This window comes from Cellulosimicrobium cellulans, assembly GCF_042723955.1.
Classification (GTDB): domain Bacteria; phylum Actinomycetota; class Actinomycetes; order Actinomycetales; family Cellulomonadaceae; genus Cellulosimicrobium; species Cellulosimicrobium cellulans_H.
The window spans coordinates 1-14,310 of the sequence record NZ_JBHXIC010000092.1 but is presented as its reverse complement, the minus strand read 5'-3'; the positions used below and the strand labels follow the sequence as shown (position 1 = coordinate 14,310).

Annotated in this window: 13 protein-coding genes; 4 read left to right on the top strand and 9 right to left on the bottom strand. The window is 74.9% G+C overall.

Features of this window, described 5'->3' with window-relative positions:
• Window positions 1-129: 129 nt before the first annotated feature.
• Together ACFWH7_RS18165 and ACFWH7_RS18160 are read right to left on the bottom strand one after the other, a co-directional pair.
• On the bottom strand, window positions 130-675 hold the full coding sequence (locus ACFWH7_RS18165; RefSeq protein ID WP_378218584.1) for an isoprenylcysteine carboxyl methyltransferase family protein: 546 nt from the start codon (window positions 673-675) through the stop codon (window positions 130-132).
• A complete protein-coding gene (locus ACFWH7_RS18160; RefSeq protein ID WP_378218582.1) occupies window positions 672-1,808 on the bottom strand; it encodes a type III polyketide synthase in 1,137 nt (378 codons plus the stop codon). Before ACFWH7_RS18160 ends, ACFWH7_RS18165 begins: the two co-directional genes overlap by 4 nt.
• 96 nt (window positions 1,809-1,904) lie before the next feature.
• Here ACFWH7_RS18160 and ACFWH7_RS18155 point away from each other — a divergent pair, with 96 nt between their 5' ends.
• Window positions 1,905-2,759 (top strand): UbiA family prenyltransferase, encoded by an 855-nt coding sequence (locus ACFWH7_RS18155; RefSeq protein WP_378218580.1) that lies wholly within the window; start codon window positions 1,905-1,907, stop codon window positions 2,757-2,759.
• A 43-nt stretch (window positions 2,760-2,802) separates the two neighbouring features.
• Here the strand turns inward: ACFWH7_RS18155 and ACFWH7_RS18150 are convergent, their stop codons facing one another.
• The 3 genes from ACFWH7_RS18150 to ACFWH7_RS18140 are packed head-to-tail and all read right to left on the bottom strand — an operon-like array spanning window position 2,803 to window position 5,729.
• A complete protein-coding gene (locus tag ACFWH7_RS18150) occupies window positions 2,803-3,663 on the bottom strand; it encodes a family 1 encapsulin nanocompartment shell protein (RefSeq protein WP_378218578.1) in 861 nt (286 codons plus the stop codon).
• On the bottom strand, window positions 3,660-4,772 hold the full coding sequence (locus ACFWH7_RS18145; protein WP_378218576.1) for a Dyp-type peroxidase: 1,113 nt from the start codon (window positions 4,770-4,772) through the stop codon (window positions 3,660-3,662). Before ACFWH7_RS18145 ends, ACFWH7_RS18150 begins: the two co-directional genes overlap by 4 nt.
• A gap of 48 nt (window positions 4,773-4,820) precedes the next feature.
• Window positions 4,821-5,729 (bottom strand): LysR family transcriptional regulator, encoded by a 909-nt coding sequence (locus tag ACFWH7_RS18140; RefSeq protein ID WP_378218574.1) that lies wholly within the window; start codon window positions 5,727-5,729, stop codon window positions 4,821-4,823.
• Between the two features lie 94 nt (window positions 5,730-5,823).
• On the opposite strand from ACFWH7_RS18140, the gene ACFWH7_RS18135 reads away from it, so the two are divergent.
• Window positions 5,824-6,804, top strand: coding sequence for a threonine ammonia-lyase (locus tag ACFWH7_RS18135; RefSeq protein WP_378218572.1), 981 nt, complete (start codon window positions 5,824-5,826; stop codon window positions 6,802-6,804).
• Between the two features lie 77 nt (window positions 6,805-6,881).
• The gene (locus ACFWH7_RS18130; protein ID WP_378218570.1) at window positions 6,882-7,502 is read left to right on the top strand and encodes an L-threonylcarbamoyladenylate synthase; all 621 of its coding nucleotides are present in this window, start codon (window positions 6,882-6,884) and stop codon (window positions 7,500-7,502) included.
• Between the two features lie 30 nt (window positions 7,503-7,532).
• On the opposite strand, the gene ACFWH7_RS18125 is transcribed toward ACFWH7_RS18130, so the two are convergent.
• Window positions 7,533-9,071, bottom strand: coding sequence for a lipase maturation factor family protein (locus ACFWH7_RS18125; protein ID WP_378218568.1), 1,539 nt, complete (start codon window positions 9,069-9,071; stop codon window positions 7,533-7,535).
• Between the two features lie 94 nt (window positions 9,072-9,165).
• Between ACFWH7_RS18125 and ACFWH7_RS18120 the strand changes: the two genes are divergently transcribed.
• A complete protein-coding gene (locus tag ACFWH7_RS18120) occupies window positions 9,166-10,587 on the top strand; it encodes a UTP--glucose-1-phosphate uridylyltransferase (protein WP_378218566.1) in 1,422 nt (473 codons plus the stop codon).
• 116 nt (window positions 10,588-10,703) lie between these two features.
• Here the strand turns inward: ACFWH7_RS18120 and ACFWH7_RS18115 are convergent, their stop codons facing one another.
• The 3 genes from ACFWH7_RS18115 to ACFWH7_RS18105 form a co-directional block, all read right to left on the bottom strand.
• Complete coding sequence (locus ACFWH7_RS18115) at window positions 10,704-11,360, bottom strand: YigZ family protein (RefSeq protein WP_378218564.1); 657 nt, start codon at window positions 11,358-11,360, stop codon at window positions 10,704-10,706.
• A gap of 140 nt (window positions 11,361-11,500) precedes the next feature.
• Complete coding sequence (gene argG / locus ACFWH7_RS18110) at window positions 11,501-12,949, bottom strand: argininosuccinate synthase (protein ID WP_378218562.1); 1,449 nt, start codon at window positions 12,947-12,949, stop codon at window positions 11,501-11,503.
• A 734-nt stretch (window positions 12,950-13,683) separates the two neighbouring features.
• On the bottom strand, window positions 13,684-14,172 hold the full coding sequence (locus ACFWH7_RS18105; protein WP_378218560.1) for a VOC family protein: 489 nt from the start codon (window positions 14,170-14,172) through the stop codon (window positions 13,684-13,686).
• Between the last annotated feature and the right edge of the window lie 138 nt (window positions 14,173-14,310).

The following is a 14,310-nucleotide window of genomic DNA, read 5'->3' as shown; positions in this document are numbered from 1 at the left end:
ACCCTTTGTCGTAGCCGCCCGGGCGAGGGTCGACACCGCCGAGTTGTGGCCGGGCGGGGGGGGCGTGCCGCGGGGCGGCGACCCCGCGGGGCCCGCCGCCGACGACGAGCACGTCGGTGCGCGCGACGGTCACGACGACGCCGGGCGGGTCCCGCCCGCGGTGGCGAGCGCGAGCGCGCGCTCCTCGGCCGGGATGCGGAACCGCGCCAGGAGCACGGCGTTGAGGACGGTGAACGCGAGCGCCGTGACCCAGCACGAGTGCACGAGCGGCAGCGCGAAGCCCTCGACGACGACCGCGACGTAGTTCGGGTGCCGCAGCCACCGGTACGGCCCCCGTGCCACGAGCGGGAGCCCGGGCACGACGATGACGCGCGTGTTCCACCGCGGACCGAGCGTCGCGATGCACCACCAGCGCAGGCCCTGGCTCGCGAGCACCAGGACGAGCATGGGCCAGCCCAGCCAGGGCAGGAACGGCCGGTCGGCGAGCCACGCCTCGGCGACGCACGCGAGCAGCAGGCCGGTGTGCAGGGCGACCATGGCGGGGAAGTGCCCCCGTCCCGACTCGACGCCGCCGCGCGCGAAGGACCAGCGGGCGTTGCGCGCCGAGACGACCAGCTCCGCGAGCCGCTCGACGGCCGTGGCGCCGACGAGCGCGACGTACCAGGCGAGGCTCATCCGCGCGCCCCCGAGCGCGGTGCCCCGCGACCGTCGAGGCGCAGGAGCACCAGCTCGGTGCTGACCCCGGGGCCGAAGGCCATGAGGACGGCGGGCGTGCCGGACGGCGTGCGGTGGCGCCCGAGCGTCGCGGCGAGCACGTGCAGCACGGACGCGGACGACAGGTTCCCGACGTCGCGCAGCGAGGCCCGGCTCAGCGCGAGGTCCTCCTCCGCGAGCCCCAGCGCGTCGCGCACGGCGTCCAGGACGCGCGGGCCGCCCGCGTGCACGACCCACGCGCCGACGTCGGCCGGCTCGAGGTCGTGCTCGGCGAGGAGCGCCTTGACGTCCCCGAGCAGGTGCGCGCCGATGAGCTCCGGCAGGCGCGCGGACAGCACGATCTCGAACCCCGTGTCGCCGACGCGCCACCCCAGGTCACCCGTCGTGCCCGGGTGCAGGTGCGAGCGGGAGTCGACGACGCGCGCCCCCCGCGCCCGCCCGCCGTCGCGCGCGGCCCGCCCGTACGGGCCGGGGCGCCGCGCGAGCGGGTGCTCGTCGCCCACGAGGACGGCCGCCGCCGCACCGTCGCCGAACAGGCCCGACGCGACGAGGTTCGCCGTCGACGGGTCGCCGCGCTGCAGCGTGAGGGAGCACAGCTCGACCGCGACGAGGAGCGCGACGTCGCGCGGCCGCCCGCGCAGCAGGTCGTCGGCCCGGGCGAGGCCCGCCGCGCCCCCGGCGCACCCCCACCCGAACGACGGCGTGCGCCGCACGTCGGTGCGCAGGCCGAGGCGGCCTGCCACGAGCACGTCGAGCGTCGGCGCGCCCACGCCCGTGACGGTCGTCAGGACGACGTGGTCCACCTCGCCCGCGCGCAGCCCCACGTCGTCGAGCGCGGCTCGGCACGCCCGCTCGGCGAGGTCCGTGCCGAGCGCGAGGAACGTGTCGTTGGCCGACCCGAACGACAGCCCGCCGTAGTCCTCGATCGGCAGCGCGAGGTGACGTGTCTCGACGCCCGCGTGGGCGTGCAGGCGGCGCGTGAGCGCGCGGCGCACCGGGTCGTCGGTGAGCAGCTCGCTCGTGACCCGGGAGATCTCGTCCTGGCGGTACGCATGGTCGGGCAGAGAGGTCCCGACGGCGACGACGCGCGACATGCCCGCATCGTCCCACCGGCCCGGTCGGCCCGCGCGGGGGGAGGTACCCGGCTCCGGTGCCGGGCGCGGGGCCCGCCGGCGGGCTAGGTTGCCGCCATGGTGACCGGTCGCCCGCGGGGGCTCGTGCGGGGGCTGGTCGTCGCGAGCCACTTCCCGCCGACCGTGATGGTCACCGCGTTCGCCCTCGCGCTCTCGGTCGGGATCGGCGCGGGCGCCCGCACGACGACGCTCGTCGCGCTCGCGGTCCTCGTCGGCCAGCTCTCCGTCGGGTGGAGCAACGACTGGCTCGACGCGCGGCGCGACCTCGCGGTCGGGCGCGCGGACAAGCCCGTCGTGACCGGTCTCGTCACGCCCGCGACCCTGCGCACGGCGGCGCTCGTGGCCCTCGCCGCGTGCGTCGTGCTGTCGCTCGCGACGGGCGTGGTGCCGGGGTTGGTGCACGTCGTCGCGGTGGCGAGCGCGTGGTCCTACAACGCGCTGCTCAAGGCGACGTGGTGGTCCTGGGCCCCGTACGCGCTCTCGTTCGGGCTGCTCGCGGTGTTCGTCGTGCTGGCGGCGCCGGGTGACGGTCGGCCCGCGCCGTGGGCGGTGGCGGCCGCGGCTCTGCTCGGCGTGGGCGCGCACGTCGCGAACACGCTGCCCGACCTCGAGGACGACGCCGCGACCGGGGTACGAGGCCTGCCGCACCGGCTCGGTCGGCGGGCGAGCTCCGTGCTCGCGCCCGTGCTGCTCGGCGTCGCCTCGGTGCTCGTCGTGCTCGCACCGCCCGGCGCGCCCGACGCCGTGCGGGGGGCGCTGGGCGGGGTGGCCGTCGGGCTCGCGGTCGCCGCCGGGGTCGTGGGCGTGGTGCGACCGCGCAGCCGTGCCCCGTTCGCGCTGTCGATGGCGGTGGCGGGCGTGTGCGTCGTGCTGCTCGTGCTCGCGGCGCCCGCCGTCGTCCTCGCGGGCTGAGCGGGCGGCGGAGGAGTCGGCGGACGCGAACCCGGGACGCGGGTCAGCGCGTGAGGTGGACGGACGCCTCGGCGGTGTAGGTCTGGAACGTGAGCGAGGCGAACAGGTAGAGGCGCACCTCGTCGGCCGTGTGGTCGAGGTAGCCGATGGACACGTCCTGCCCGATCGTCAGCTCGTGGTCCCCGCCGCGCGTGGTGAGCAGGTAGCCGCCGCGCAGCGCGGGAGCCCACACGATGTCGCGCTGCACCATGCGCTCGAGCTGCTCGCGGATCGGGTACCCGTGGTCGCGCGTCTCGGACACCGCGGTGTACAGGTCGGCGTCGAGCACGAGCGCGTACGGGCCCTCCACGCCCGCGAGGCGCAGCTCGGTCTGCGCGGCGGCGACGGCGTCCGGCAGGTCGCGCGGGTCGGTGGGGACCGCGATCGGGGGGTTGTCCGACCCCGGGCCGATGCCGCGGATCCCGGCGGCGGCGTACCCCTCGAACACGGCGCGGTCCTCGGCGCGTGCGAGCGCGGTGGCCGCGTCCTTGACGGGCTGCCAGTCCGAGTCCTTGGAGCCCCGCGCGACGTCGTCGACCGCCTGCCGGGACACCGTGAACGGCACCTGGAGCTCGACGAGCGGCACGACGTCGCGCAGGCGCGCCCGGATGCCGTCGTGCGGCGCCTCGACGTCGGTCACGTGGCCCGTGCGGGCGGACGCGGTGCCGAAGCCGAGCGGGCCGGTCACGTCGACCACACGCCGACCGGCGACGTTGCGCACGAACGTGCGCCGCGCCTCGTCGGCGATCTCCTCCCACGCCGCGTCCGTGACGGGCGCGAGCCAGCGGTGCAGGTTCGAGTCCCCGGGCGCGCCGGCGCCGCTCGTGGGGACGACCGAGCCCAGGTCCGGTTCCGAGGTGCTCACGACGGCTCTCCCTTCAGCGACCCGATCGCGAGGGACCCGACGGGCGCGGTGGTGGCGGGTGCGGAGGGTCCCGCGACCGCGGGACCCGGGTCGGCGGGCGTGTCCTGGCCGGCTACCTCCGGGGCGTCGTCGGCCAGCGCCTCGAGCAGGTCGAGCGAAGGGGCGAAGAACGACGTCCCCGTCAGCGCGGTGGACACGTCGAGGATGTGGTCGTACCGGCCCGGCGGGTTCCCCACGAACATGTTGTCCAGCATGCGCTCCACGACGCCCACGTCCGCGGCGTACGCGATGTAGTAGGTGCCGAACTCGCCCGTGGACGGGTCGCCGAACGCCATGTTGTCGCGCAGGACGTCGCGCTCGGTGCCGTCGTCGTCGACGATCGTGTTGAGCGAGACGTGCGAGTCCGGCGGCTGCACGTCGTCCGCGAGCTCGACGTCGTCGAGCTTGGTCCGCCCGATGATGCGCTCCTGCGCCTCGACGGGCAGCGCGCCCCAGGCCGCGAGGTCGTGCACGTACTTCTGCACCACGACGTGGCTGCCGCCCGCGAAGGGCCCGTCCGCGATGATCGCGGCGCCGGCGGCCGACCGTCCCGTCGGGTTCTCGATGCCGTCGACGAAGCCGAGCAGGTCACGCGAGTCGAAGTAGCGGAAGCCGGTGACGTGGTCGTCGACGCGCACCGCGTCGCCGAGCGCGGCCATGACCTGCCGGGTCAGCTCGAACGTGAGGTCGGCACGGTCGGCGCGAATGTGGAACAGCACGTCGCCGGGGGTCGACGGGGCGTCGTGCACGGCGCCCTGCACCGCCCGGAACGGGTGCAGGCCCTCGGGCCGCGGCGCGCCGGGCGGGCGCACGGCGTCCCAGAACGCCGAGCCGAGCCCGACGACGCACGTGAGCCCGGCCGCCGACTGGCGGAACCCGACCGCGCGCACGAGGTCGTTCACCGACGACGCCACGTCCAGCAGGCGCGCACGCGACCCGGGCGACCCCGTGGCGCTGACGACGAGGAAGACCGCGGACTCGGTGAGCCCGCCCAGGACGGGCTGCGGCTCGGGCACGTCGGCCGGCACGGCGATGCTCGCGCTGGTCCCCTGGGTCGTGTTCTGCGGCACGAGGCGAGCGTGCCACGCGTGCCCGGGGAGCGCACCCGCGCCGCGACCTCACGCCGCGGCGCGCACCAGACCGTCGACGACGGCCGCCGCACCGGGGGAGGGCCGCTCCCCGTACGTGACCGCGAGCACCCGGCGTGCGGCGCCGGGCAGGGCCCGCACGTCCACCCGCGGGTCGCGGTGGGCACGCAGCGCCAGGGCCGGCAGGAGCGAGACCCCGGCCCCCGCCGCCACGAGGGACTGCACCGCGACGTAGTCGTCCGTCTCGAACGCGACCCGTGGGGTGAAGCCCGCCCGCTCGCACCGGCCCACCAGGTCGGCGCGGCACCGCTCGCAGCCCGCGATCCATGCCGCGTCCGCGAGCGGCGCGAGGTCGGCGAGCACGGGGTCCGCCCCCGGCGCGCTCCCGTCCCCGCCGGTGGGTGCCGCGTCGTCCGCCGCCCGCACGAGGAACAGCTCCTCGGCGAGCACCGGCACCGCGCGCAGACCCTCCACGTCGACGGGGGAGCGGTCGTGCTCGAACACCAGCGCCACGTCCGCCGCGCCACGCCGCAACGCGTCCAGCGCCTCCGGCGGCTCCGCCTCCACCAGCCCCACGCCCAGGCCCGGATGGTCCCGCGCGAGCCGCGCCACGACGTCGGGCACCAGCGTCGCCAGCGCCGACGGGAACGCCGCCAGGCGCACCCGGCCCGCCGAGAGCGACACCAGCGCGTCCAGCTCGTCCCGCGCCGCGCCCACGCGCCCCAGGATCTCTTCCGCCCGTGCGGCGAGGAGCCGACCCGCCGCCGTCAGACGCACCCCGCGCCCGTGCCGCTCCAGCAGCGGCACGCCCACCTCTGCCTCCAGGCGCGCCAGGTGGTGGCTCACCGACGGCTGCGCGTAGTGCAGGGACCGCGCCGCCGCCGTCACCGATCCCTCCCGCGCCACCGCCGCCAGCACGCGCAGCCGGGTCAGGTCCATCTCGACTCTTTCACCGACGAAGCATAGATCCGATCGATAGAAACACTCAGAACAGGCATTGGACCTATGGGACGCCGCGCGGGACCGTGGACGCATGGCCCCCGCAGACCTCGCCCCGCCCACGATGCGCGACGTCCTCGACGCCCGCCGCCTCCTCGCCGCACACCTCGACCCCACCCCTGCGCGCACCTACGCCGCGCTCGACCGCGCCACCGGGGCGAACGTCGTCGTCAAGCACGAGAACCTCCAGCCCACCGGCGTGTTCAAGGTCCGCGGCGCCCTCAACCTCCTGCTGCGCCTCGCGCCCGACGAGCGCGCCCTCGGCGTCACCGCCTTCTCCACCGGCAACCACGCGCAGGCCGTCGCCCACGCCGCCCGCACCACCGCCACCCCCTGCACCATCGTCATGCCCACCGACCCCAACCCCACCAAGGCCGACGCCGTCCGCGACCTCGGCGCCCGCCTCGTCCTCGCCGGCGCCACGTTCGACGACGCCCGCGAGCACGCCACGGCGCTCGCGGGCGAGGACGGGTCCCGGCTCGTCAGCGCCGCCAACGAGCCGCTGCTCGTCGCCGGCGTCGCGACCGCATTCCTCGAGCTGCTGGAACGCGCGCCGGACCTCGACGTGCTCGTCGTGCCCGTCGGCGGGGGCAGCGGCGCCGCGGCCGCGTGTCTTGTCGCCCGCGCGCTCGCCCCCGACCTCGACGTGGTCGCCGTCCAGTCCGCCGCCTCACCGGCCGCGCACGACTCCTGGCGCGCCCGAGACCTCCTCGCGCGACCGAACACCTCGCGGGCCGAAGGCCTGGCGACCGGCACGGGGTTCGCGCTCACCCAGGCGATGCTGCGCGACCACCTGGCCGACTTCGTCCTCGTCGACGACGACGCGATCGACCGCGCGGCGGCGCTCTACCTCACCGCCGCGCACACCGTCGCCGAAGGCGCGGGGGCGGCGGCGCTCGCGGCGGTGCTCGCCGACCCGGGGCGGTTCACCGGACGCCGGGTGGGCGTCGTGTGCTCGGGCGGCAACGCGAGCCCGGCGGAGCTGCGCCGCGTGGCCGCGCACCTGCCGGGGTAGCTCGCGTCGCGGTCGCGGTCACGGCACGCCGAGCACGAGCGCCGGGCCCGCGCGGTGGACGGGCCTAGGCTCGGAGCATGGCCCGCTACCTCGACGTCCACCCCGACAACCCGCAGCCGCGCGCGATCGCGCAGGTCGTCGCCCTCCTCGAGGACGGTGGGCTCGTCGCCTACCCGACCGACTCCGGCTACGCGCTCGGGTGCCGCATGGACGACCGGGAGGGCGCCGACCGCATCCGCCGGATCCGCCACCTCGACGACCGGCACCACTTCACGCTCGTGTGCGCGGACTTCGCGCAGCTCGGCCACTTCGTCATGGTCGACAACTCCGCGTTCCGCTCCATCAAGGCCGCCACGCCCGGCCCGTACACCTTCATCCTGCGCGCGACGTCCGAGGTGCCGCGCCGCCTCGCCCACCCCAAGAAGAAGACCGTCGGCGTGCGCATCCCCGACGACGCGGTCGCGCAGGCCATCGTGGCCGCGCTCGGCGAGCCCATCCTGTCGAGCTCGCTCATCCTGCCCGGCTCCACGACGGCGCTCACGGACGGGTGGGCGATCAAGGAGGAGCTCGACCACGTCGTCGACGCCGTCGTGGACGGCGGCGAGCGGGGGAGCGAGCCGACGACGGTCGTGGACTTCTCCGACGGCGCCCCCGAGGTCGTCCGCGTGGGCGCGGGCGACCCCTCCCGCTTCGAGTAGGGGAGGCCGCACGCGGACGAGCGGCCCGCGTCAGGCCTCCGGGCCGAGGAGGCGGCGCAGGCGCGCGCGGTCGATCGGGTCGACGAGCTGGCCGCGCTCCTCGCGCACCCACCAGTCGCCCGAGCGCCGCCGCTCGTCGCGCGTCGTGTACCGGTAGCGGAAGACGCGGGCCCGCACCCACCGCGGGGCCGGGCCAGCGGGGTCGTCCACGAACGGGTCCGCCGCGAGCAGGCGCAGGGTCGGGCGGTCGGCCTCCAGGAGCCGGAGCAGCAGCACCTCGAACCACCGCGTCCCTGGCGACCCGAGCGCGAGGAACCACATCTGCCAGTCCAGCCGCAGGTGGTACGGCGCGACCTGCGGCGGTCGGCGGTGCACGTCGCCCGGCTTGCCGCGGAACGCGTACTCGACCCAGTCGTCCGGACCGGGGGAACGGGCTGTCGACCCCTCGACCACGACCTCGTCCCGCCGCCGCGACACGGAGCCGAACGCCCCGTAGGCGTTGACGAGCCGGAACGGCTCGAAGCTCGCGTTCATGAGCTGGCGGCGCGCGACCAGGTTGCGCGCCGGGCGCACGCTCAGCGCGAGCAGCTGCGCCGACACCCCCAGCACCGCCACGACCAGGGCGGCCGGGCCGCCCAGGTCCGCCCCGCCGTCGGGCACCCGCTCCCCGCTCCCGAGCGCCGGCACCAGCCACGACCCCACCGCCGCCCACGCGCCGTCGCTCACCACGCCCAGCCCGAGCACGACCGTCAGCCAGTTCAGCCACGCAAAGTTCCCCGTCACGAGCAGCCACGCCTGCGTCAGCACCACGACGCCGCCCGCCACGCTCGCCACCGGCTGCGGCGCGAACAGCACGAAGGGCACCACGAGCTGCGTCACGTGGTTGCCCGCCACCTCCACCCGGTGCCACCACCGCGGCAGGTGGTGCGCGTGCCACGAGAACGGTCCGGGCAGCGGCTGCGTCTCGTGGTGGTAGTACAGCGCCGTCAGGTCCCGCCAGACCCGGTCGCCGCGGATCTTGATGAGCCCCGCACCGAGCTCCACCCGGAACAGGCACCATCGGGCCGCGAGCAGCACCAGCACCGGCGGAGCGACGCCCCCGCCCGACGAACCCAGCCACCCCACGAGAAACGTCACCTCGCACAGCAGCGACTCCCAGCCGAACCCGTAGAACCGCTGCCCGACGTTCACCACCGACAGGTACGCCACCCACAGCAGCAGGAACGCGAGCGTCGTCACCCACCACGGGCCCCGCTGCGGCACCCCCACCACGAGCAGCCCCGCGAGCACGACGCCGCACCACGCCATCCCCACCACGAACCGGTCCGAGCACCACCGCCGCAGCACGCTCGGCCCGTCCCGCCACGACGTCCGCGCCACGAACACGCCCACCGGCAGCAGCCCGTGCTCGCCCAGCAGGGGCCGCCACTGCCGCACCACCACGACGAACGCCACCACCAGCACCGCCGCCGTGCCCCGCTGGAGCACCTCGCGCGCCACGTCGTAGTCCGGTGCCCAGAACCACGACCCCAGCCACTTCGCCGCGCGGCCGGGCCACCCGTCCGCCATCCCCCCACGGTAGGCGTGTGACCCGTGTCTCACCCGAGCGCGGCGGGCTCCCGCCGCCCTGCCCCGAGCAGGCCCCCGCCCCTACGATCGAGCCATGAGCAGCCAGGGCCTCACCCAGTCCACCGACCGCATGCGCGACGCCGGAGTCGCCCCCGCCGCCATCGACGTCTTCACCCGCTTCTACCGGCTCCTCGAGTCCGGCGCGACCGGCATGATCCCCGAGGCGGACGTCGAGCCCCTCACTGACGTCACCCGCCGCGACGCGCTCGACGTCCCCGACGACGCGGCCCGCGAGGCCCTCGAGCGCACCGCGATCATCAAGCTCAACGGCGGCCTCGGCACCTCCATGGGCATGGACCGCGCCAAGTCCCTCCTCACCGTGCGCGACGCCGACCCGCAGCGCCCCGGCAGCGGCCCCCTCACCTTCCTCGACGTCATCGTCGCCCAGGTTCGCGCCGCCCGGCACGCCACCGGAGCACCCCTGCCCCTGCTCCTCATGAACTCGTTCCGCACCCAGGACGACACCCTCAGCGCGCTCGCCCCCCACGACGACCTCCCCGTCACCGGCCTCCCGCTCGACTTCCTCCAGAACCGCGAGCCCAAGCTCCGCGCCGACGACCTCACCCCCGTCGACTGGCCCGCCGACCCCGAGCTCGAGTGGTGCCCGCCCGGCCACGGCGACCTCTACACCGCCCTCTACGCCTCCGGCGCCCTCCGCGCCCTCCTCGACGCCGGCTACCGGTACGCCAGCGTCTCCAACTCCGACAACCTCGGTGCCGCCCCCGACGCCGCCATGGCCGGCTGGTTCGCCGCCAGCGGCGCCCCCTTCGCCGCCGAGGTCGCCCGCCGCACCCCCGCCGACCGCAAGGGCGGCCACCTCGTCGTGCGCCGCAGCGACGGACGCCTCGTCCTGCGCGAGACCGCCCAGACCCCGGCCGACGACCAGGACGCCGCCGCCGACATCAGCACGCACCGGTACTTCAACACCAACAACCTCTGGTTCGACCTGGAGGCGCTCGCGGCCGAGCTCGACCGCACCGGCGGCGTGCTCGAGCTCCCGCTCATCAGGAACACCAAGACCGTCGACCCGACCGACTCCTCGTCGCCCGAGGTCGTGCAGATCGAGTCCGCGATGGGTGCCGCCGTCGAGGTGTTCGACGGCGCCCTCGCCATCGAGGTCGGGCGCGACCGCTTCCTGCCGGTCAAGACGACGAACGACCTCCTCGTCCTGCGCTCCGACGTCTACGACCTCGACGACCGGTACCGGTTCGTCGCCCGGACCGACGCGCCGCTCGTCGACCTCGACCCGGCCTACTACAAGACCATCGCCGCGTTCGACGCCCGGTTCGACGACGGCACGCCCTCCATGCGCGCAGCGCGCTCGCTGACCGTCCGCGGCGACTGGACCTTCGGCTCGGGGGTCACCGTCACCGGCGACGCCGAGCTCGCCGACCCGGGCGGCTCCTCGCGCGTCCCCGACGGCGCCGTCGTCGGCCCGGACGGGCTCAGCGACTGACGCCGAGAGCGGACTCGAGTCTCCCGAGGTAGAACTGCGGTCTCCCGAGGTAGAACCGTGGTCTCCCGAGGTAGAACCGTGGTCGCGCAACCAGGGTTCTACCTCGACGGTTGTGCTCAGGCGGGGAGGTCGACGACGCGGTCGGTGCCGCGCTGGGCCGTGAGGGTGCCCGAGGTGGCGGCGGCGAGGTCGGCGTCGAACCGGTCGAGCTCGGTGGGCGGGACGAGGACGGTGAACTCCGCCTCGGAGCCGTAGACGACGGCGTCGAGCGAGCCGTCGTGCTGGGCGGCCCAGTCGCGCAGGACGCCGTGGAGACGGCCGGCGTCGGCGTGCGGGACGTCGACGCGCACCTCGGTCAGGACCGCGCGGCGCACGCGCCGCGCGACGTCGAGCGCCTCGCTCACCGCGGAGGAGTACGCGCGGACGAGCCCGCCCGCGCCGAGCAGCACGCCGCCGAAGTAGCGCGTGACGACCGCGACGACGTCGGTGACCTGGCGGTGTCGCAGCACCTCGAGCATGGGGACTCCCGCGGTGCCGGAGGGCTCGCCGTCGTCCGTGGAGCGCTGCTGGTCGGCGTGCGCGCCCACGACGAGGGCGACGCAGTGGTGCCGCGCGTCCCAGTGCTCCTTGCGGATGCGGGCGATCACGGCGTCCGCGTCGGCGACGGACGCGACGGGGGAGAGGTGCGTGAGGAACCGGGACTTCTTGACGACGAGCTCGTGGTCGACCGGTCCGGCGATCGTGCCCCACAGCTCACCGGTGCCCGCGCTCATCCCGCGAGCCTAACCGTGCACCGCCAGGCACCACGCCCGCCTGCGAGAGGAGACCAGCCGCCGGAAGCGCGACGCACGGCGGCGGAGAGCCGGTCTCCGCGGCCGTGCGTCGTCGTCCCGCTGTGCGTGGCCGGGTCGGGTCAGTCCGTGCCCGACTCCATGGCGGCCCGGTCGAGGAGCGCGTCGTCGCCCTCAGCCATGCCGCGCGACGCGATGACCTCGGCGCCGCCCTCGGGCATCGCGCCGATGAGCTCCGTCGTCGCCCCGGCCCCTGCCCCGATGAGCGCCGCGTGCGCGGTGCCGACGATGCCGATGCCGGCGTACTGCTCGAGCTTGGCGCGCGAGTCGGCGATGTCGAGGTTGCGCATGGTGAGCTGGCCGATCCGGTCCATGGGACCGAACGCAGAGTCCTCGGTGCGCTCCATTGAGAGCTTGTCCGGGTGGTAGCTGAACGCCGGCCCGGTGGTGTCGAGGATCGAGTAGTCCTCGCCGCGGCGAAGGCGCAGCGTGACCTCGCCCGTGACGGCGGTGCTGACCCAGCGCTGGAGCGACTCGCGGATCATGAGCGCCTGCGGGTCGAGCCAGCGACCCTCGTACATGAGGCGGCCCAGGCGGCGGCCCTCGGTGTGGTATTGCGCGAGGGTGTCCTCGTTGTGGATCGCGTTGACGAGGCGCTCGTACGCGGCGTGCAGGAGCGCCATGCCGGGTGCCTCGTAGATGCCCCGGCTCTTGGCCTCGATGATGCGGTTCTCGATCTGGTCGGACATGCCGAGACCGTGGCGGCCGCCGATCGCGTTGGCCTCGTTCACCAGGTCGACGGCGGACTCGAACTCGCGCCCGTCGATCGTGACGGGACGGCCCTGGACGAAGCCGATCGTCACGTCCTCGGTCGCGATCTCGACCGACGGGTCCCAGAACCGCACGCCCATGATCGGGTCGACGGTCTCGATGCCGGTGTCGAGATGCTCGAGCGTCTTGGCCTCGTGGGTCGCGCCCCAGATGTTGGCGTCCGTCGAGTAGGCCTTCTCGGTGCTGTCGCGGTAGGGGAGGTCATGGGCGAGCAGCCACTCCGACATCTCCTTGCGGCCACCGAGCTCGGCGACGAAGTCGGCGTCGAGCCACGGCTTGTAGATGCGCAGTGCCGGGTTGGCGAGCAGGCCGTAGCGGTAGAACCGCTCGATGTCGTTGCCCTTGAACGTGGACCCGTCGCCCCAGATCTCCACGTCGTCCTCGTGCATCGCGCGCACCAGCAGGGTGCCGGTGACGGCGCGGCCCAGGGGAGTGGTGTTGAAGTACGCGCGGCCGCCGGAGCGGATGTGGAACGCACCGCAGGCCAGGGCCGCGAGGCCCTCCTCGACGAGCGCCGCGCGGCAGTCGACCAGGCGCGCGACCTCGGCGCCGTACGCGGTGGCGCGTCCCGGCACCGACGCGATGTCGGGCTCGTCGTACTGGCCGATGTCGGCGGTGTAGGTGCAGGGCACGGCGCCCTTGTCGCGCATCCAGGCGACGGCGACGGACGTGTCGAGGCCGCCGGAGAACGCGATCCCGACGCGCTCGCCGACGGGGAGGGAGGTGAGAACCTTGGACATGGTCAAAGTATGCGCCAATATGCATAGGTATTCAATCTCGCGTGACAGGCCGCTTCCTCCGCGCGCCGCTCTCGGCGCGTTCCGGCCGTAATAGTGTGCCAAGCGGCTAGATTTGCTCCGTGACCACCGACGCCACCGCCCCACCCCACGACGGCTCTGACGAGGCGGCCGCCCGCCCCGCGGCCTCGCCGTCTCGCTATCCCCGACCGACGGTCTCGCTCGACGAGGCCGAGTGGGTGTGGCGGACGCTCGCCACCGAGGCGATGGTGGAGTCGGCGAAGCCGGAGACGGTGCGGCTCGCTGTGATCGCCGGGCTCACGCGCGCGACGGGCGCCCGGTACGGCGACCTCCTGCGCTGCACCGCGGACGCGATCGACCTCGGTCCTGCGACGGCACGCGCGGGGGAGGGGAGGGTCGTCCTGACGCACGGCAAGCACCGCACGGTCCGCGAGCACGTGCTCAGCGCGAGCGTCGTCGTGGTGCTGCGGCGCTGGATGGCCGTGCGCGAGGTGCTCGCGGCGGACCTCGAGGGATCGGTGCCGCGCGCGCTGCTGCTCACGGTGCACCACACGCACGACAACGGCGTCACGGTGTCGAGCGGCCTGCCCATCACGAAGCAGGGTCTCGTGCTCTCGTGGCGGCGGTTCGTGCACCGGACGAACGCCCGCTACGGCGCCGTGCGGGCGCCGCTGCCGACGCGCTTCGAGCAGGTCCGCCGGGCGTGGGTCGAGGCGTCAGCGCCCGTCGGGAGCGGGATCGTCGCGGGCCCCGGGCTCGGCGACGACGCCGGGCGGGACGCCCTCCTCGCCGCCGAGCTCCTGGAACAGGGTGACGTGGAGGCCGGCGGGGGCGTCGAGCCGTGAGTTGAGCGAGCCCCACGGGGTGCGGGTCGGGGGAGCGACGAGCTCCGCCCCGGCCTCGACCGCACGGTCGGTGGCGACCCTCGCGTCGTCGACCTCGAACGCGACCCGGAGGTGGCCCGCGACCTGGCGCCCGACCTCCACGTCGTCGATCGCGCGCTTGTGGGCGGGGTTCGCGATCTCGAGCGTCGCGTGCCCGACGTCGAGGATCGCCACCCGGTCGTCCTCGCCATCGGCGTACGCGATGCGCTCGGGGAGGCCCAGGACGTCGCGGTAGAAGGCGAGGGCGGCGTCGTAGTCGGCTGCCTCCACGACGAGGCGGAGCTGGCGGACGACCGGAGGCCGAGGAGTGTTGTCGCTCATCCGACGACCCTATGTCACTTCGTAGAAAAATAGTGTGCCAAGCACCTCTAGCCCACCCAGCCGCCGTACCCGGCTCGCCACACAAAACAGAAAATCGGCGCGAGGGGTGGGGGCGCGAGCGGGGGGGGGCGGGAGGGG